Source organism: Dickeya undicola, from assembly GCF_000784735.1.
Lineage (GTDB): Bacteria > Pseudomonadota > Gammaproteobacteria > Enterobacterales > Enterobacteriaceae > Dickeya > Dickeya undicola.
Map to the genome: position 1 here is coordinate 169,870 of NZ_JSYG01000009.1, position 17,981 is coordinate 187,850.

A 17,981-nucleotide genomic window follows, 5' to 3' on the forward strand; every position below is an offset into this window, starting at 1 on the left:
GTAGCCCGGCGTTTACTGCTGCGGGAACCATTTGTCGTTGATGGCCTTGTAGGTGCCGTTGGCTTTGATGCCATCCAGCGCGTGGTTCAGTTTTTCCAGCAGCGCCTGATTGTCCGGGCGAACGGCAATCCCCAGTCCGATGCCGAAATAAGCCGGGTCGGTGACTTTTTCGCCGACAGGAGCCAGGTCTGGGTTGGCTTTCAGCCATTCGTTCACGACCGCCGTATCGCCGAATACGCCATCCAGACGGCCGTTTTTCAAGTCTATCAATGCATTCTGATAACTGTCATAGGGAACGGTTTGCACTTCCGGGTGCTTTTCCTGCAAGAATTTCTGGTGCGTGGTGCCGTTTTCCATGCCGATGCGTTTACCTTTCAGGTCCGCCAGTGTGTGGAATTTGCCTTTCTGAGCAATCACAATCGCCGAATTGGCGTAATAAGGCTGGGTAAACGCGACTTGCTTGCTACGTTCCGGCGTGATGTCCATGCCGGAAATAACCGCGTCATAGCGGCGAAATTTCAGCGCTGGGATCAGGCTGTCGAATGCCTGATTGGTGAAGCTACAGGTAGCCTGCATCTGTTTGCATAGCGCGTTGGCGAGATCGATATCAAACCCGACGATCTGGTTACCGGCATCCAGTGATTCGAACGGTGGGTACGTTGCCGATGCGGCGAAGCGAATGGTATCCGCTGCTGTGGCGTTAAAGATCATGGCGCTAAAGGTGGTGCTGGCCAGCAGGGCGGCAAGGACGAGCTTCTTCATGTCGTACTCCAGATTAACTGATGTTTATCAACGTAATGGTCGTTGAAAAGGATGACGACACCATGCCATTAAATGTATTTATATGCAAATATTATGATTATAAATTCATTTTTGTTTGTGATATGGCAGTGTGTTTACGGTATTTATCGGATAATTGAATAAAAATAAAGCTGATTTGTATTGGTGGGTAGACTGACTATGATGCATAAAAAACGCCGACATAAGCGTCGGCGTAGCCAGTCATTGGATTATTTTTATTGCTGATTTAGGTGTTGCGCCGTTCAAAACGCAATGCGCGACGTTCGACCAGACGCATCAGTAGCGTCAGCAAGCCATTGACGCATAGGTAGACGATACCTGCCGCGCCAAACACCAACACATCATAGGTGCGGCCGTACAGTAGCTGGCCGTAGCCCATCACTTCCATCAGCGTGATGGTGTACGCCAACGAGGTGCCTTTGAACACCAGAACCACTTCGTTAGAGTAGGAAGAGAGTGCACGCTTGAACGCAAACGGTAGCAGGATGCGTAACGTCTGGCGTTGATTCATGCCCAGTGCGGCGCAGGATTGCCACTGCCCGGACGGAATTGCTCTTACTGCGCCATAGAACAACTGGGTGGTATAAGCTGCGCTGTTAAGCGCCAATGCACTGACCGCACACAGCCACGGCTGAGACAGCAAACTCCACAGCCAGTCGATTTGTCGAATCGACGCGAACTGACCGGGGCCGTAGTAGATCAGGAAAATCTGCACCAGCAGTGGCGTACCGGTGAACAAGGTGATGTAACCTTTGGCTATCTGCGATGCGACCGGGGTCTTCAGCGTCAGGATCACCGTCAGTAATAACGACAGCAGTAACGCCAGCAATAGCGCAGCCAGTGTCAACCAGAGGCTGGTGTGCAGCCCTTTCAGCAGTTCAGGAATGTAACTCAGCATCAGGACGGCCTCCGTTCAAAGCGCGTGGCGCGAGCTTCAATCCTGTTCAGGATGGCCTGACTCAGCAAGGTAATCACCAGATAGATCGCCGCGGCAATCATGTACCAGGTAAAGGGTTCCTGGGTACGGGTGGCGATACTTTTGGTTTGTAGCATCAGGTCGTTGACGCTGATAAGCGATACCAACGCGGTATCTTTCAGCAGCACCAGCCACTGGTTACCCAGCCCCGGCAACGCATGACGCCACATTTGCGGCATGATCAACCGACGGAAAATCACGCTGTTGCTCATGCCCAGCGCCTGCCCAGACTCCCATTGACCGCGTGGCACAGATTTCAGCGCACCACGCAAGGTTTGAGACGCGTAGGCGGCATACAGCAACGACAGCGCAATGACACCGCACAGAAACGGGCTGACTTCAAAGTTATCAATATTCAGTTTGACCGGTACTTGCGTCAGGCCGAGATTAAGCGTGAAGCCATCGGACAACATCAGCAGCAACTGCGACGAACCAAAATAGATAAACAGCACCACCAGAATTTCCGGCAGGCCGCGTAGCAGGGTGACAACAGCAGTGCCGCAGGCGCTGACGACTTTCCAGCGTGCCGTTTCCCATAAAGCAAACAACATCGCCAATAGCAGACCCAGCACCAGGGCACAAACGGCAAGGCCGACGGTCATCCCGGCGGCGCTTGCAAGAGGTTGGAATTCAGTCATTGAGTCTTAGTCGGCTTACTGCTGGAACCATTTCTTGTAGATGGTCTGGTAAGTGCCATCCTGTTTGATCTTGTTCAGCGCATCGTTGAATTTTTTCACCAGTTCGTCGTTGTTCTGACGCACGGCAATCCCCAGCCCGATGCCAAAGTAGTCTTTATCGGTAACTTTGGCACCCACAGAGTCCAGATTGTCGTTCTGTTTCAGCCATTCGTTTACGACGGCCGTGTCACCGAAGACCGCATCCAGACGACCGTTTTTCAGGTCCAGCACCGCGTTTTGGTAGCTGTCGTACGGCACCACGGTGATGTCTTTATGCTTGTCCAGCAGATATTTCTGGTGGGTGGTGCCGTTCTGTACCCCGACACGCTTGCCGTTCAGTGCGGCGACATCGGCCAGTTTGCCTTTCTGGGCGATAAACAGCGCCGAGTTTTCATAGTAAGGCTGGGTAAAGGTCACTTGTTGCTGGCGTTCCGGCGTAATGTCCATACCGGCAATCACCGCATCGTAACGGCGGAATTTCAAACCGGGGATCAAACTATCAAATGCCTGATTGCTGAAAGTACAGGTGGCCTGGATCTGTTTGCACAGCGCGTTAGCCAGGTCGACATCGAACCCGACGATCTGGTTACTGGCGTCCACCGATTCAAACGGAGGGTAGGACGCTTCAGTGGCAAAACGGATAGTTTCAGCTGCACCAGCGGAAAGGCTTAACCCGCCGAACAGCGCGGCAACGAACAATTTTTTCATTTTATTATCCTTATCTATCAGTGAGATAAATAGCCAGCAAATTCCGGAGTTTGTGGTTGGGTAAAATGCGAGGCGTCGCCTTGTTCCACAATCCGGCCGTTTTCCATGTACACCACGCGGCTGGCGGTTTTACGTGCGAAATCGACTTCGTGGGTGACGATGACCTGAGTAATGCCGGTTTCGCTCAGTTCCTGAATAATGCTGACGACCTGAGCGGTGATTTCTGGATCGAGAGCTGCGGTCGGCTCGTCAAACAGCAGTACCTGCGGCTCCATCATCAGTGCGCGAGCGATGGCGACACGCTGTTGCTGGCCGCCGGACAGATGCAAGGGGTAGCGGTCGGCAAAGTCGCTCAGTCGCAAACGGCTTAACAGTTTGTTCGCGCGCTCCTGCGCCTCCTGACGGCCCAATCCCAGCACGCGGCAGGGCGCTTCAACCAGGTTTTGCTGTACGGTGAGGTGCGGCCACAAGTTGTACTGCTGGAATACCATGCCGACGTTGCGGCGTAGTTCACGAATGGCGTTTTCAGCAGGTGTCTGGCTGAAATCGAAGGTATTGCCGCTGATACTGAGCGTACCGGAACGGGGTGTTTCCAGCAGGTTTAGCACCCGCAATAACGAGCTTTTACCGGCTCCGCTTGGGCCCAGTAACACCAGTGTTTCTCCGGATGGACAATCAAGGGTGACATCGAACAGCGCCTGATGTGCGCCATAGAAACAGTTAATGCTGTTTAGTTGAATACTCATGCGCAAGAATTGAATAGACATTGATGCCGCAAATGGTAGCCTCGGCAGAATAGTTATGCAATCGTCGTGGGTTAAAATTTGCAAATACACGACTTATTGTCGATATTTTAGCACAAAATCGTGCTTTGCTGCGGCAGCGGGCTGATTTGTCAGGGCTGGAGCCGATTTGTGGCGGACAATCATCAGGCATCCGCAAGCCCTGCCGTAGTGAACTACGTTGCGGAAAAGCACGATTGATGACGTCTGTGTTGTAAAAAAGTCTTTTAGTGGCAGAGATTGCTATAAAAGCGTAATCAGGCTGTGAGATATACAATCGCTGGCTGCAAAATTATCTAAGACGAGGAAGCATGATGCAATTATCCACTACGCCAACCCTGGAAGGACACGTCATTGAGAGCTACTGCGGCGTGGTGACGGGCGAAGCCATCCTTGGTGCCAATATCTTTCGGGATTTCTTCGCCAGTATGCTGATGGTGTCGGTCAGCGGCACCGCGGTAGTGGTTCGCCGCTCATGAGCCGCGGGCACATCGTGGTGACATGGCGAGGTGTGGTGCTGATGGCACTAACGTTGCTGGCAGGCTGCCAGACCCGCGAGCGTTATCTCGACGAAGGCGACTACCAGTTGGATCAGTCGGTGTCGTCTGTCAGCCGGGGAGAGCGGGTACGTTTTCTGGTCTTCCACTACACAGCCGAAAATTTTGGCAATTCGCTGGAAAAACTCACCGCTGAACATGTTAGTGCGCATTATCTGGTGCCAGCTTACCCAACACCGATGAATGGTAAGCCTGTGGTGTGGCGACTGGTGCCGGAGTCGCAAGCGGCCTGGCACGCAGGCACTAGCTATTGGCGCGGTTACAGTCAGTTGAACGCCACCTCGATCGGCATCGAGCAGGAAAATCCCGGCTGGCGGCAAACAGCGTCTGGCACCCGCTGGTGGCAGCCTTATACCCCGCAACAGATCACGCTGGTGACCCACCTCGCTCGGGATATCATCGCCCGTCACCATATTGCGCCGCAGGATGTGGTGGGGCACAGCGATATTGCTCCCCAACGCAAGGTTGATCCAGGGCCGCTGTTTCCCTGGCATCAACTGGCGATGGCAGGCATTGGTGCCTGGCCGGAACCGCAACGGGTGCATTTCTATCTCAGAGGACGACCAGAATCTACACCGGTGGACAGACAAGTACTGCTGGAAAAACTGGCCTGTTATGGCTATGAGGTTAATCCGGGCATGAATCCACACCAGCAACAGCAGGTCGTGGCGGCATTCCAGATGCATTTCCGGCCGCAACGGTATGACGGTGAGGCCGATGCAGAAACCGAAGCCATTGCCGATGCACTGCTGGAAAAATACGGAACGGCGTCCTGCCACAGGACTGGCGTCGGGCGATAACCGGCTCCCGGTGAGGTAGCAGCACCAGACGGCTTAGTCGTTGTCGGGGAGGCGTGAGATATCCCGGTGTTCGGCCTCTTGCGCCAGTACGGCGATACGGCGCGCCATACCACGAAACACAAACAGATGCGCAGGCATCATCAGGAACCAGTAACCCAGCCCACGCCTGCCAGCAGGATGCCACCAGGCACGAACATCCAGCACCCGATAGGTGCCGCGATCATCAATAGAGAAAACCAAACGCCCCAGCCCAGGTGCTTTCATGCCAAACAGCAACACCAGTTGCTGATGCGGCTTAACCCGGATGACCTTCCAGCCATTGACGAAGTCACCCTCCATCAATTCAGCTCGCTCCGGGCGGCGGTAAATCACCTGATTGCCGCAAAAATCATCTATTCGGGCACGGATTGCCCACAGCACATTGGCGTAAAAATAACCCTCACGGCCGCCGACCTGCTGGACTATCTGCCACAGGGCCTGACTGTTGGCTCCGGTTTTATGGCTGTAGCCTGCCTGCTTGGGGTAGAACGCATAATTAGGCTGCCAGCGGGCCAGAACATCGGGGTCATACCCCCAGTCAGGGTGTTGCGCTGCGGCTTTTTCGTCAGCCAGCGTAGCCCGCACCGCTTCATCAAACGTGAGCAACCGTTGTGGAATCAGACGACGCAGTTCGGCATCGTCCATCGGCAGGTCGTGGCGTAACCCCTGTACCAGCGCTCGGGCGGTAGAACCGGGAACGGAGGTGACCATGTTCAGAAACCAGGAGGATACCAACCCGGTCGGCACCGGAATCGGCAGCAATAGGCGGCGTTTTCCGGTAATACGAATGAATCGTTCGAACAGGGTCTGATAACTCAGGTATTCCGGCCCGGCAGCATCGAAAACCCGATGATGCTCCGAAGGAGCGTGTCGCAGTTCCGTCAGGTAGGTAAGCAGGTTTTCCAGGGCAATCGGCGAGGATTTTGAACGCACCCAGCGCGGCGGCGTCAGCACCGGCAAATTGTTCACCATATCGCGCAGGATTTCGAAGGCAGCGGAGCCGGGGCCGACGATAATACCCGCACGCAATTCGGTAACCGGAATGCCGCTGCTGCGCAGAATGTCACCGGTCAGCTTACGTGCCTGCATATGAGTAGAAGGATGGTGATCAGCTTGTGCAGAACCGAGATAGATGATCTGTCGAATGCGGCTGGTTCGCAGCACTTGCCGCAGATTCTGCGCTGACTGGTATTCCCGTTCCAGGAAATCGGCCCCATCACCCATGCTGTGTGCCAGATAATAGAGGGTGTCTGCCTGCCAGAGCCCTTCCGGCAGCGTGTACGGCTTCATCAGATCAATGTATTCACAGCGTATACCCGGAAGGTTCAGTACCGCCAGCGAATCGATGTGACGCGACGCCGCAATCACGGTTTGCCCTTGCTGACTGAGACGCGAAAGGAGATGGCGGCCGATGTAGCCACTGGCACCAAGGATCAGAATCGGGGCGGGTTTGATGGTCATGATGGTGTTTGCTCCTGCCACAACAGCGCGATTGAAACTGCAGCGGTGTCCCTGTCGATGTTCACACCCGCAATACGATATCAATACAGCCTAATATAGCCGGAAGCAGAAAGGGGAAAAACCCCGCTTTAACGGTTTATTAACGAAAGTGCGGGGTGGATCCAGAGTGTGGTGCACGCCGTATGATTGCGGCGTGCTGAAGTGTTAGACCAGTTCTACATCGCCTTGCAACTGGCAACTACAGGCGAGTACATAGCCGTTTTCAATGTCGTCAGGTGTTAGCGTCATGGTGCTGGTGGTGGTGTAACTGCCGCTGAGAATTCGGGTCTTGCAACTACCGCATACCCCGGCACGGCAGGCTGCGTTTACCGGTAACTGGTGGCTTTCCAGTGCTGCCAGCAGGCTGATGCCGATCGGGACTTTCAACTGCTGCAACGAATGACGGATGGTCATGGTCAGTTGTTCGCCATCGTCGTCCACGGCATTCTCTGGCGCACCGAACTGCTCTTTGAAGATGCGCGTAGGTGGCACGCCAGCCTGTAGACAGAATGTCTCTACCTGTTGCATATAGGGTTGCGGGCCGCAAGTCATCACGGTGCGACTGGCGATATCCGGCACCTGTTGTGACAGGAGTGACTCCGTGAGACGGCCGCTGAGAAAACCGGCTTCAGCCTGCTGTTCCGCCATCAGGATCAGTTGCAACTGCTGTGGGTAACGCTGGCGGAGTGCCTGCCATTCGTCGGCAAAAATCACGTGCTGTGGGGAACGCACATTGAAAATGACCTGAACATTCGTATTCGGGCGATTGACCAGCAACCAGCGGGTCATCGACATGATGGGGGTTACGCCGCAACCTGCCGCCATCATCAGGTAACGGTCACTGACGGCATGGGTGCAGGTGAATTCACCCTGTGCATCGGAGATCCACAAATAATCGCCAGGTTTCACCTGCTCGGTCAGCCAACGCGAGCCAGTGCCGTTGTCCAGTCGACGTACCGTGAAGGTAATAAACGGGCTGAGTCCGGGCGAGGAGGACAGGGTATAAGCACGTAACGTTTCACTGCTGTTGGCGATGCTGACCAACGCGTACTGGCCGGGTTGCCAGGGGTAAAAGTCATGGCTGATCAGGGAAAGCGTCCATACATCCGGCGTTTCCTGATGAAGAGAGTGCACCTGCATACGGTTAGGGCACTGCGGGGTAGGCATGGTCATGGCTGTCTCCATAACAGCCTTCCGCCGGGTTGCTGCGGAAGGCGAAGGTCAACAAATAATCAGACGGCGAGGATCTCGTTGAGATCCTGTTCCACCGTGGTGATGGCGCGCATACCAAACTTCTCGTTCAGGATCGCCAGCAAGGATGGGGTCAGGAAGCCTGGGGCGGTCGGGCCGGTGTAAATATTTTTCACGCCCAGCGCCAGCAGCGTCAGCAGAATGACAATGGCTTTCTGTTCAAACCAGGACAGTACCAGACTCAGCGGCAGGTCGTTGACGCCACAGCCCAGTTTTTCCGCCAGATTGACCGCCAGCATGATGGCGGAGTAGGCATCGTTGCACTGGCCGACATCCAACAGACGCGGCAAGCCTTCCAGCGTACCGAAGTCCAGTTTATTGAAACGATATTTACCGCACGCCAGCGTCATGATCAGACAATCCTGTGGCACACTGCGGGCGAAATCGGTGTAGTAGCTGCGTTCAGTGCGGCTGCCGTCGCAACCGCCGACCAGAAAGACATGGCGCAGTTTCTTGCTGGCGACCAGATCAATGACGGTATCAGCAGCATTTAACAGGGTCTGACGGCCAAAACCGACGGTAATCAGGTGCTCGATTTCACTGTACGGGAACCCCGGCAGTTGCTGCGCCTGAGCGATCACGGCGCTGAAATCATCGCCTTCGAGGTGCTGCGCGCCCGGCCAGCCGACGATGCTGCGGGTCCAGATACGGTCGGTATACTGGCCTACGTTGGGGTCGATGATGCAGTTAGAGGTCATCAGGATCGGGCCAGGGAATTTGGCGAATTCACTTTGCTGATTCTGCCAGCCGCTGCCGTAGTTGCCGACCAGATGGGCAAATTTCTTCAGTTCCGGATAGCCGTGTGCTGGCAGCATTTCGCCGTGGGTATAAATGTTAATGCCGGTGCCTTCGGTCTGTTCCAGCAGCATACGCAGGTCTTTCAGATCATGACCAGAAATCAGAATCGCCTTACCTGCGACAGGCCGAACGTTAACCTGGGTCGGCTGCGGATGTCCGTAGGCGGAGGTTTCCCCCTGATCCAGTATCGCCATTACGCCGAAATTCATTTTGCCAATAGCCAGTGCGTTGCCGAGCAGGGTGTCGACATCGGTGGGCGCAGTGCCGAGCCAGGCCATAAATGCATGGAAGTCAGCGTACAGTGCATCATCGTGCTGGCCCAGCACGTGGGCATGTTCCATATAGGCGGCGGCACCTTTCAGGCCATACAGACACAACATGCGTAATCCGTGAATGTCCTCGCCGATAGCGGCTTTATCTTTATCAAGCGCGAACATCGCCGCCTGTTGCAGTAGCGTCGGAATATCATCGCCCGCCAGTTGCAGCTCCGCCATGGGATGATCGACCGTGATGGCGGCGTCTAGCAGCCGACAACGGGTAGCCAGCCCCTGGCGCAGGTTAATTGCTTCGCGGGCGTAGCCGATGATACGCGGTGAATCAAAATTCACATTGGTTAAGGTGGCGAAGAACGCGCGGGGCGCAAAATTGTCGATCTCATGGTCAATGATGCCCAATGCGCGCGCCTGCAGCGCCCAGGCGGACAGCCCCTGGAGAACGGCGACCAGCAGGTCTTGCAGGTCAGAGGTTTCGGCGGTCTTGCCACACATGCCTTGCGCGTAAGCGCAGCCATTGCCTGCCGGGGTTCGGATGGTCTGTTCACATTGCACACAATACATAATGGCTTCCTTTTTTAAAGTTGCATTTATAATGCCTGTTTAAGAGCATAGAACGGTTTGCGGGTATCTAAAAAGATCTTTTCCAGGCAATTTGAGGCGAAGTTGATTTAGCGCAATTTTTACTTGTGGATGACAATCACTCGCATCCACGTGCATTTTTATGCGTCGCGAGGCAGATCCGAGGCATAGGGCTTGACCCTGCCGCGTTTTTATCGTCATTCTCGTTAAAAGACCACAGAACAGGAGGCACGGATGTATCTGGAAAGAGTCGAGATTCTTGGATTCCGTGGTATTAACCGACTGTCGCTGACGCTAGACGACAATACAGTGCTGATTGGCGAAAATGCCTGGGGTAAATCCAGCCTGCTGGATGCACTGTCGCTGTTGCTGACGCCGTCACCACCGCTTTATCACTTTGATCTGCAAGACTTTCATTTTACGCCGGGTAACGAAACCAGCCGCGAGCGCCACCTGCAGGTGATCTTCACGTTTTGTGAATCTGCACCCGGTCATCATTTGGCTCCCCGCTATCGTTCGTTATCGCCGGTATGGATCAAGGGCGAAGGGCGGTTGCACCGCGTTTTTTATCGTTTGGAAGGGGAAATGGATGAAAGCCAGGCGATCTTCACCTGGCGCAGCTTTCTTGATGCCAATGGTCAGGCATTGCCGCTGGACAATATTGACTGGCTGGCTAGCGAAGTCGTTCGTCTGCACCCGGTGCTGCGTCTGCGTGACGCCCGCTTTATTCGTCGTTTTCGCACCGGCACGTTGATGCCGCAAATCGATGATAACGATCGACTATCGCGCCAGTTTGAAACTCTCGTGCGTGAATTGGCGCAAAATCCTAACCGGTTGACCAATCAGGAACTGCGGCAGGGCTTGGTGGCGATGCGCCAACTGGTGGAGCACTATTTTTCCGAACAGGGCGCGGACCCGAACGATCGGCGGCACCATCGCCATGCCCGTGCGGGTAATGGTCAGGCATGGCGCTCGCTGGATAACATCATCCGTATGATTTCTGGCCCTAATAGCCGCAGCCGCCGTATTATCCTGCTGGAGCTGTTTTCCACCCTGTTGCAGGCCAAAGGCTCCGCCGCGCTTGATCCACACGCCCGGCCGCTGCTGTTGATTGAAGACCCGGAAACCCGACTGCACCCGATTATGCTGTCGGTGGCGTGGGGGCTGCTGACGCAGTTGCCGCTGCAAAAAATCACCACCACCAACTCCGGTGAACTGCTGTCGCTGGTGCCGGTAGAGCAGGTTTGCCGTCTGGTGCGCGAATCGGCGAAGGTTGCGACCTACCGTATTGGCCGTCAAGGCATGACACAAGAAGACAGCCGCCGTATTACCTTTCATATTCGGTTCAATCGCCCGACGTCGTTATTTGCACGTTGCTGGCTGTTGGTGGAAGGTGAAACCGAAGTCTGGATGCTCAGCGAACTGGCGCGCCAGTGCGGTCACCACTTCGAGGCGGAAGGCGTGAGGGTGATCGAGTTTGCGCAGGTGGGGTTAAAACCGCTGCTGAAATTCGCTTATCGCATGGGCATCGAATGGCATGTGCTGGTGGATGGCGACGATGCTGGGAAAAAATATGCCGCCACAGTGCGTAGCCTGTTGCAGTCGCAAAACGAGTCCGAACGCGATCATTTGACCGTACTGCCTGCGTTAGACATGGAACATTTCATGTATCGCAACGGGTTTAGCCAGGTTTATCACCGGGTTGCACAGTTGCCGGAGCCGGTGCCACTGTCTATGGCGAAGGTCATCACCAAGGCGATTCACCGTACCTCCAAGCCGGACCTGGCGATTGAAGTGGCGTTGGAAGCGGCATCTCAAGGCGAATCGGCTATTCCGCCGCTGATTCGCAGCATCTTTTCGCGTGTACAGTGGCTGGCGCGCGGGCGCGCGGACTAGCTCTGTTGCTCCATTGGGGTGAGTGGTCGTGTGGCAAGCGTGGAAAGAAGAGAAAGAATACCGGCCGCTTTACGACCGGCATTGGACTCGTTTTACCTGGTCACAAGAATTAAAGGAGAAAGACCGGAAAGCGTGGGGGGAACATTCAGGCGACCGTTTCGCCGACTACCGGCACGATCAGACTGGCGTGATTTCCTTTCGGCCCTTGGTGCACGGTAAATTGCACCACCTGACCGGCTTTCAGCGTCCTGTAGCCGTCCATCTGAATGGTTGAATAGTGGGCGAAGATATCTTCACCACCGCTCTCAGGACAAATAAAGCCAAAGCCTTTGGCGTTATTGAACCATTTAACAGTACCTGTCTCCATGAATCTTCATCCTTCGCTAGAGTGTTCTCTAAGGTGAGGTTATTGGGTTAAGGCAAAACCGAATTGATTAAAACGGCATCAATTCAACTCTACACTCTAGTGAAATCGACCTTGCCGTCAAGCACTCGAATCCGACACGTTGCAGCCGGTTTGTGAAAATTTGATACAGATAACGCTATCGTTGGGTTTTATTGCCGTTAATATCAGGAAGTGTGTGTCTTTGGGGTCTGAGCGATTTTGAGCGGGCGGTGATACAATAAAAATCAGGTATGCTGCTGTGAAGGCAGCCAGCAGAGTAAGTATCAAAACTGATTTGGGTAGAAGATGGGAAATCATAGCACCGGGGCGCAGACCGACGACCTGACCAAAGAGCATTATACTGAAGCCTTGCAGCCGCCATCGATGTATAAAGTGATACTTAACAACGATGATTACACGCCGATGGAATTTGTTATTGACGTTCTGCAAAAGTTCTTTTCTTATGATATTGAACGTGCAACACAACTGATGCTTACGGTTCACTATCAGGGCAAGGCCATTTGCGGCGTCTACAGCGCTGAGGTGGCTGAAACCAAGGTGGCGCAGGTGAACCGTTATGCCCGGGAGAACGAGCATCCATTGCTTTGTACGCTAGAAAAAGCCTGAAATAGGGCAATTTATTGGGGGAGGTGCCTATGCTCAATCAAGAACTGGAACTCAGTCTCAACATGGCTTTCGCCAGAGCGCGCGAGCACCGGCATGAGTTTATGACCGTGGAACATTTGTTGCTGGCACTGCTCAGCAACCCCTCCGCACGAGAGGCTCTCGAAGCCTGTACGGTCGACCTGGCAGTTCTGCGTCAGGAACTGGAAACCTTTATCGAACAGACCACACCCACACTGCCGCAAAATGATGAAGAACGGGATACCCAGCCGACGCTGAGTTTTCAACGGGTGCTGCAACGCGCGGTGTTCCACGTGCAATCGTCTGGGCGCAGTGAAGTATCCGGTGCCAACGTGCTGGTCGCTATCTTTAGCGAGCAGGAGTCTCAGGCTGCCTATCTGCTGCGCAAGCACGACGTCAGTCGGTTAGATGTGGTGAATTTCATTTCTCACGGCACGCGCAAAGAAGAGAGCGGTCCGGCGGCAAACCCGGAAAATCCGGTTAACGAAGAACAGGCTGGCGGGGAGGAGCGTATGGAAAACTTCACCACAAATCTCAACCAGCTTGCCCGCGTAGGCGGTATCGACCCGCTGATCGGCCGCGACAGCGAACTGGAGCGCACGATTCAGGTATTGTGCCGTCGCCGTAAAAACAATCCGTTGTTGGTGGGCGAATCCGGCGTGGGGAAAACCGCTATCGCCGAAGGGTTGGCCTGGCGCATTGTGCAGGGTGACGTGCCGGAGGTGATGGCTGATTGCACGCTCTATTCGCTGGATATTGGCTCGCTGCTGGCGGGCACCAAATACCGTGGCGACTTCGAAAAACGCTTTAAAGCGCTGCTCAAGCAACTGGAGCAGGATCAGAACAGCATCCTGTTTATCGACGAGATTCACACCATTATCGGTGCTGGTGCGGCTTCCGGCGGCCAGGTAGACGCCGCTAATCTGATCAAGCCGTTGCTGTCCAGCGGCAAGATTCGCGTGATTGGCTCCACCACGTATCAAGAATTCAGCAATATCTTCGAAAAAGACCGTGCGCTGGCACGCCGTTTCCAGAAGATCGACATCACCGAGCCGAGCGTGGAAGAGACGGTGCAGATCATCAACGGTCTGAAACCGAAATATGAAGCGCACCATGACGTGCGGTACACCGCCAAGGCGATTCGCGCAGCGGTGGAACTGGCGGTGAAATACATTAATGATCGTCATCTGCCTGATAAAGCGATCGACGTGATCGATGAAGCGGGTGCGCGCTGCCGCTTGTTACCGGCGAGCAAGCGTAAGAAAACCGTCAATGTGGCGGATATTGAGTCGGTCGTTGCCCGCATCGCTCGCATTCCGGAGAAAACCGTTTCCGCCAGTGACCGTGATGTACTGCGCAATCTGGGCGATCGTCTGAAGATGCTGGTGTTCGGGCAGGATAAAGCTATTGAGGCGCTGACTGAAGCCATCAAGATGAGCCGTGCCGGATTAGGGCATGAGCGCAAGCCGGTCGGGTCGTTCCTGTTTGCTGGTCCAACCGGGGTCGGGAAAACGGAAGTGACGGTTCAACTGGCGAAAGCGCTGGATATTGAGCTGCTGCGCTTCGATATGTCTGAATATATGGAACGCCACACGGTCAGCCGTTTGATCGGTGCACCTCCGGGTTACGTGGGTTACGATCAAGGCGGCCTGCTCACCGATGCGGTGATCAAACATCCGCATTCGGTGCTGCTGCTTGATGAAATCGAGAAGGCGCATCCAGACGTGTTCAACCTGTTGTTGCAGGTAATGGACAACGGCACGCTGACCGACAATAACGGCCGCAAGGCGGATTTCCGCAATGTGATCGTGGTGATGACCACCAATGCCGGGGTACGGGAAACCCAACGTAAGTCCATTGGTCTTATCCAGCAGGACAACAGCAGCGATGCGATGGAAGAGATCAAAAAAGTCTTCACGCCGGAATTCCGCAACCGTCTGGACGGTATCATCTGGTTCAACCATCTGTCGGCGGAAGTGATTCAGCAGGTGGTGGACAAGTTTATTGTCGAACTGCAAGCGCAGCTGGATGCCAAAGGCGTGTCGCTGGAAGTGAGCGAGGAAGCACGCAACTGGCTGGCGGAAAAAGGCTATGACAAAGCGATGGGTGCTCGGCCGATGGCTCGTGTCATCCAGGAAAACCTCAAGAAACCGCTGGCTAATGAACTGTTGTTCGGTTCGCTGGTCGACGGCGGTTCTGTGAAAGTGGAACTGGATAAGGCAGCGCAACAGTTGACGTATCGCTTCCTGAGCGCGCAAAAGACCAAAGCCGAAGGCGCGGTTCACTGAGTGAGTTGATTACGCCGCTACGCTAAAAACGCAAAAGGGCATCGTCAGATGCCCTTTTTCATGTCGGTCGCATTCATCATGTTCACCACACCCTTTATCTGGCTGTACTTACAGCAGTGTCTAAATTAATAGGCGGGTAAGTTATTGACCGGCTTAAAATGCAAACGCCCTCACCGAAAGGCAAGGGCTGAGAGGTAAACACCCTGGCGCATCGCCTCAGGCGATAGCGCGGTTGTTAACGGCTACGGAAGACAATGCGGCCTTTGCTCAGGTCGTACGGGGTCAGTTCCACAGTCACTTTGTCACCCGTCAGGATGCGGATATAGTTTTTACGCATTTTACCGGAGATATGAGCGGTAACCACGTGCCCGTTTTCCAGCTCAACGCGGAACATGGTGTTGGGCAGCGTATCCAGCACGGTGCCTTGCATTTCAATATTGTCTTCTTTGGCCATCGAATCCTCTAGGTTTAAGTACCTTAGTTTTTAACCGGCAAGATAATGCCGAAAAACCCTCATTATGTAAAGGCGCGTAAGTCACTGCCGCTCATTTATCCCTTTCAGAAGGGATATCGATCATCGGAGCATCCAGGAGTTGTGGATGCCAGCAACCGTCGATTAATACAGCCTGTTGCAGCCGGTTCAACGCCTGCAGAAACTCGCGTCGGGGAATGTCACAGGCACCCAGCGAGGCAGTATGGTCGTTGAGCACCTGGCAATCAATTAACTGACCACCGTGGCGCACAAAATGATGCAGAAACGCTGTCAGCGCGTATTTGGACGCGTTATCCGCCCGGCTGAACATTGACTCGCCGCAAAATAGCGCGCCTTGAGCGATACCGTACAAGCCGCCCACCAACTGGGTGCCATACCAGACCTCGACCGAGTGCGCCAGACCAGACCGGTGTAACTGCACATAGGAGCGCACGATGTCCCTGCCAATCCAGGTGCCTTCCTCGCGCTCGCTGGCGCAGGCGGCAATCACCGCTTCAAACGCCTGATTCAGTGTGACCCGATATGCGGTGCGGCGAATGAACTTTTTCATGCTGCGGCTAAGGTGAAACTGCGCCGGGAACAGTACCGCCCGTGGGTCTGGGCTCCACCACAGGATCGGTTCCCCAGGTGAAAACCACGGGAAAATCCCCTGCCGGTAGGCGCTTAGCAGGCGCTCGGGTGACAGATCACCGCCATAGGCCAGCAACCCATTCGGGTCACGCAGCGCGGTTTCCGGGTTGGGAAACTGCAGCGAAAACGGAGACAGTTCATACAACAGCATGTGCGCACCTCGGTCTACAGGTGTTGATGAAATTGCCAGTAGCGCCCTTGTAACGCCATCAGGCTATGGTGCGAGCCCTGTTCCACCAATTGTCCGCCATCCATCACGCATAGCCGGTCCATGCTCTCCAGCCCGTTCAGGCGATGGGTGATGACGATCAGGGTCTTGCCCAGACAGTGCTGACGTAATAATTGCAGTATGCGCTGTTCGGTATCGGCGTCGAGCCCTTCGGTCGGTTCATCCAGTAATACCAGTGGTGCCGGGTGGAGTAGGGCACGCGCTACACCGATGCGGCGTTGTTCACCACCGGATAACTGGCGTCCCCCTTCGCCCAACCAGGCGTTGAGCCCCTGATCCTCCAGCAGTTTCTCCAGCCCGACTTGCGTGAGCACCGCCTGCAACTGCTCATCGCTGGCCGCCGGGGCAGCCAACCGCAGGTTTTCCCGTAGTGTCGCGCTGAAAATATGCACCCGCTGTGGCACCACGCTCATGGCATCACGCAGCGCAGACTCCGGGAATGCCGCGATCGGCGTGTCATTAAGACGGATTTCACCGGTATTGCAATTCCAGGCGCGGGTCAGCAATTGCAACAGTGTCGATTTGCCGCAACCGGTACGGCCCAGCAACGCGACATGTTCGCCCGGCGTAAGCGTCAGCGAAATCCCGCTCAGTGCTGGTTGGGTTTGTTCCGGGTAGGTAAAGCTCACTTTATCCAGCGTCAGTTGAACCTGTTCCAACGGCGAAGGGCCCTGAGACGGAAAAGCGACTGGTGGGTGCAGTTTCAGTAGCTGGTCGACGCGATGCGCTGACGCGACAACTTGCCCAATATGCTGGAAGGCACCAGCGACGGGGGCCAGTGTTTCGAACGCGGCGAGCGCGGCGAATACAAACAGTGCGATGAGTGCACCTGGCTGATGATCGCCGCCGACGCCATCAGCCGCCAGCCACAACAGTAAGGTCGCGGTCAGGCCGCTGGCGGCAATCAGAATGGACTGTGACAACGCACTTAGCTCGGCCTGTTGACGTTGCCGTTCAAACCAGCGTTGCTCCAGTTTTTCCAACTGCTGGCGAAAGGGAGCCAGCGCGCCAAATACCGCCAGTTCAGCCTGCCCTTGAATCCAGGTGGTCAGCTGTACCCGATAGTGGGCGCGCAATGCGGTCAGGTCGGCACCAATCGGTTGTCCTGCCCGGTAAAACACCAGCGGCAACATGACCAGCAGCGTCAGCATGATGGCGGCCAGTGTCAGTGCCAGCGATGTGTCCAGCCAGCTCAAGCCATAGGCCATCACCAGAATCACGATCAGCGCACTCACCAGTGGCGAGATTACCCGCAGGTAAAGATGGTCTAGCGTATCCACATCTGCCACCAACCGGTTGAGCAGTTCGGCCTGACGAAAACGAATCAACCCACCCGGAGCCAATGGCAGGATGCGACTAAAGGTGAATACGCGCAGATGCAACAGAACACGAAAGGTGCCATCGTGGCTTACCAGGCGTTCAAAGTAACGACTGGCGGTACGCAGAATCGCCGCGCCGCGCACCCCGGCTGCCGGGAGCATATAGTTGAATGTGGCTAGCCCGGTCAGACCGGCGATGGCTGATGCGGCCAGAAACCAGCCTGACAGCGTTAACAGCCCGATGCTTGCCAGTAGGGTTAGAATCGCCAGGACGATACCCAGCCCAAGCCTGAACCAGTGACGGCGATACAGCGCCAGAAAGGGTTTGAGTACCTGCATTGTCCGGATCTTTT

General features: G+C 55.1%; 16 protein-coding genes and 1 pseudogene. 5 read left to right on the plus strand and 12 right to left on the minus strand.

Annotated elements, in window-relative coordinates; genetic code table 11:
• Nucleotides 1-12: 12 nt before the first annotated feature.
• The 5 genes from OB87_RS05200 to artP all read right to left on the minus strand — a co-directional run bounded on the left by OB87_RS05200 (nt 13) and on the right by artP (nt 3,908).
• Nucleotides 13-762, minus strand: a complete 750-nt coding sequence (locus tag OB87_RS05200; protein WP_033568371.1) for an arginine ABC transporter substrate-binding protein — start codon at nt 760-762, stop codon at nt 13-15.
• 265 nt (nt 763-1,027) lie between these two features.
• On the minus strand, nt 1,028-1,699 hold the full coding sequence (gene artM, locus OB87_RS05205; protein ID WP_033568372.1) for an arginine ABC transporter permease ArtM: 672 nt from the start codon (nt 1,697-1,699) through the stop codon (nt 1,028-1,030).
• Nucleotides 1,699-2,415, minus strand: a complete 717-nt coding sequence (gene artQ / locus OB87_RS05210) for an arginine ABC transporter permease ArtQ (RefSeq protein WP_033568373.1) — start codon at nt 2,413-2,415, stop codon at nt 1,699-1,701. Before artQ ends, artM begins: the two co-directional genes overlap by 1 nt.
• A 15-nt stretch (nt 2,416-2,430) precedes the next feature.
• Nucleotides 2,431-3,162 (minus strand): arginine ABC transporter substrate-binding protein, encoded by a 732-nt coding sequence (gene artJ, locus OB87_RS05215; protein ID WP_033568374.1) that lies wholly within the window; start codon nt 3,160-3,162, stop codon nt 2,431-2,433.
• A 17-nt stretch (nt 3,163-3,179) separates the two neighbouring features.
• Nucleotides 3,180-3,908: an arginine ABC transporter ATP-binding protein ArtP gene (artP, locus tag OB87_RS05220; RefSeq protein ID WP_167334383.1), complete on the minus strand. Its 729-nt coding sequence runs from the start codon at nt 3,906-3,908 to the stop codon at nt 3,180-3,182.
• Between the two features lie 350 nt (nt 3,909-4,258).
• On the opposite strand from artP, the pseudogene OB87_RS19705 reads away from it, so the two are divergent.
• A pseudogene (locus tag OB87_RS19705) lies at nt 4,259-4,375 on the plus strand (heavy metal-binding domain-containing protein); the annotation flags it as partial.
• Between the two features lie 44 nt (nt 4,376-4,419).
• Nucleotides 4,420-5,301: an N-acetylmuramoyl-L-alanine amidase gene (locus OB87_RS05225; protein WP_033568376.1), complete on the plus strand. Its 882-nt coding sequence runs from the start codon at nt 4,420-4,422 to the stop codon at nt 5,299-5,301.
• 33 nt (nt 5,302-5,334) lie between these two features.
• Here OB87_RS05225 and OB87_RS05230 read toward each other — a convergent pair whose 3' ends face one another.
• From OB87_RS05230 to hcp, 3 genes are all read right to left on the minus strand, one after another.
• Nucleotides 5,335-6,801, minus strand: a complete 1,467-nt coding sequence (locus OB87_RS05230) for a DUF2867 domain-containing protein (RefSeq protein ID WP_050515641.1) — start codon at nt 6,799-6,801, stop codon at nt 5,335-5,337.
• 204 nt (nt 6,802-7,005) lie between these two features.
• Nucleotides 7,006-8,013: an NADH oxidoreductase gene (gene hcr / locus OB87_RS05235; protein ID WP_033568377.1), complete on the minus strand. Its 1,008-nt coding sequence runs from the start codon at nt 8,011-8,013 to the stop codon at nt 7,006-7,008.
• Between the two features lie 59 nt (nt 8,014-8,072).
• Nucleotides 8,073-9,725, minus strand: coding sequence for a hydroxylamine reductase (gene hcp, locus OB87_RS05240; protein ID WP_033568378.1), 1,653 nt, complete (start codon nt 9,723-9,725; stop codon nt 8,073-8,075).
• 252 nt (nt 9,726-9,977) lie between these two features.
• Between hcp and OB87_RS05245 the strand changes: the two genes are divergently transcribed.
• On the plus strand, nt 9,978-11,639 hold the full coding sequence (locus OB87_RS05245; RefSeq protein WP_033568379.1) for an ATP-dependent endonuclease: 1,662 nt from the start codon (nt 9,978-9,980) through the stop codon (nt 11,637-11,639).
• 145 nt (nt 11,640-11,784) lie between these two features.
• Here OB87_RS05245 and cspD read toward each other — a convergent pair whose 3' ends face one another.
• Nucleotides 11,785-12,006, minus strand: coding sequence for a cold shock-like protein CspD (gene cspD / locus OB87_RS05250; RefSeq protein WP_022633331.1), 222 nt, complete (start codon nt 12,004-12,006; stop codon nt 11,785-11,787).
• A gap of 324 nt (nt 12,007-12,330) precedes the next feature.
• Between cspD and clpS the strand changes: the two genes are divergently transcribed.
• Nucleotides 12,331-12,651, plus strand: coding sequence for an ATP-dependent Clp protease adapter ClpS (gene clpS, locus OB87_RS05255; protein ID WP_033568380.1), 321 nt, complete (start codon nt 12,331-12,333; stop codon nt 12,649-12,651).
• Between the two features lie 29 nt (nt 12,652-12,680).
• On the plus strand, nt 12,681-14,957 hold the full coding sequence (gene clpA / locus OB87_RS05260; protein ID WP_033568381.1) for an ATP-dependent Clp protease ATP-binding subunit ClpA: 2,277 nt from the start codon (nt 12,681-12,683) through the stop codon (nt 14,955-14,957).
• A 235-nt stretch (nt 14,958-15,192) separates the two neighbouring features.
• On the opposite strand, the gene infA is transcribed toward clpA, so the two are convergent.
• From infA to cydC, 3 genes are all read right to left on the minus strand, one after another.
• Nucleotides 15,193-15,411, minus strand: coding sequence for a translation initiation factor IF-1 (gene infA / locus OB87_RS05265; RefSeq protein WP_002211347.1), 219 nt, complete (start codon nt 15,409-15,411; stop codon nt 15,193-15,195).
• Nucleotides 15,412-15,502: 91 nt separating this feature from the next.
• Nucleotides 15,503-16,231 (minus strand): leucyl/phenylalanyl-tRNA--protein transferase, encoded by a 729-nt coding sequence (gene aat / locus OB87_RS05270; RefSeq protein ID WP_033568382.1) that lies wholly within the window; start codon nt 16,229-16,231, stop codon nt 15,503-15,505.
• A 14-nt stretch (nt 16,232-16,245) separates the two neighbouring features.
• Nucleotides 16,246-17,967: a heme ABC transporter ATP-binding protein/permease CydC gene (gene cydC, locus OB87_RS05275; protein ID WP_033568383.1), complete on the minus strand. Its 1,722-nt coding sequence runs from the start codon at nt 17,965-17,967 to the stop codon at nt 16,246-16,248.
• Nucleotides 17,968-17,981: the final 14 nt, after the last annotated feature.

Excerpts from the sequence above, each read along its gene's own strand:
- OB87_RS05200 (WP_033568371.1), bottom strand. The coding sequence starts at position 762 with ATGAAGAAGCTCGTCCTTGCCGCCCTGCTGGCCAGCACCACCTTTAGC.
- artM (WP_033568372.1), bottom strand. The coding sequence starts at position 1,699 with ATGCTGAGTTACATTCCTGAACTGCTGAAAGGGCTGCACACCAGCCTC.
- artQ (WP_033568373.1), bottom strand. The coding sequence starts at position 2,415 with ATGACTGAATTCCAACCTCTTGCAAGCGCCGCCGGGATGACCGTCGGC.
- artJ (WP_033568374.1), bottom strand. The coding sequence starts at position 3,162 with ATGAAAAAATTGTTCGTTGCCGCGCTGTTCGGCGGGTTAAGCCTTTCC.
- artP (WP_167334383.1), bottom strand. The coding sequence starts at position 3,908 with ATGAGTATTCAACTAAACAGCATTAACTGTTTCTATGGCGCACATCAG.
- OB87_RS05225 (WP_033568376.1), top strand. The coding sequence starts at position 4,420 with ATGAGCCGCGGGCACATCGTGGTGACATGGCGAGGTGTGGTGCTGATG.
- OB87_RS05230 (WP_050515641.1), bottom strand. The coding sequence starts at position 6,801 with ATGACCATCAAACCCGCCCCGATTCTGATCCTTGGTGCCAGTGGCTAC.
- hcr (WP_033568377.1), bottom strand. The coding sequence starts at position 8,013 with ATGACCATGCCTACCCCGCAGTGCCCTAACCGTATGCAGGTGCACTCT.
- hcp (WP_033568378.1), bottom strand. The coding sequence starts at position 9,725 with ATGTATTGTGTGCAATGTGAACAGACCATCCGAACCCCGGCAGGCAAT.
- OB87_RS05245 (WP_033568379.1), top strand. The coding sequence starts at position 9,978 with ATGTATCTGGAAAGAGTCGAGATTCTTGGATTCCGTGGTATTAACCGA.
- cspD (WP_022633331.1), bottom strand. The coding sequence starts at position 12,006 with ATGGAGACAGGTACTGTTAAATGGTTCAATAACGCCAAAGGCTTTGGC.
- clpS (WP_033568380.1), top strand. The coding sequence starts at position 12,331 with ATGGGAAATCATAGCACCGGGGCGCAGACCGACGACCTGACCAAAGAG.
- clpA (WP_033568381.1), top strand. The coding sequence starts at position 12,681 with ATGCTCAATCAAGAACTGGAACTCAGTCTCAACATGGCTTTCGCCAGA.
- infA (WP_002211347.1), bottom strand. The coding sequence starts at position 15,411 with ATGGCCAAAGAAGACAATATTGAAATGCAAGGCACCGTGCTGGATACG.
- aat (WP_033568382.1), bottom strand. The coding sequence starts at position 16,231 with ATGCTGTTGTATGAACTGTCTCCGTTTTCGCTGCAGTTTCCCAACCCG.
- cydC (WP_033568383.1), bottom strand. The coding sequence starts at position 17,967 with ATGCAGGTACTCAAACCCTTTCTGGCGCTGTATCGCCGTCACTGGTTC.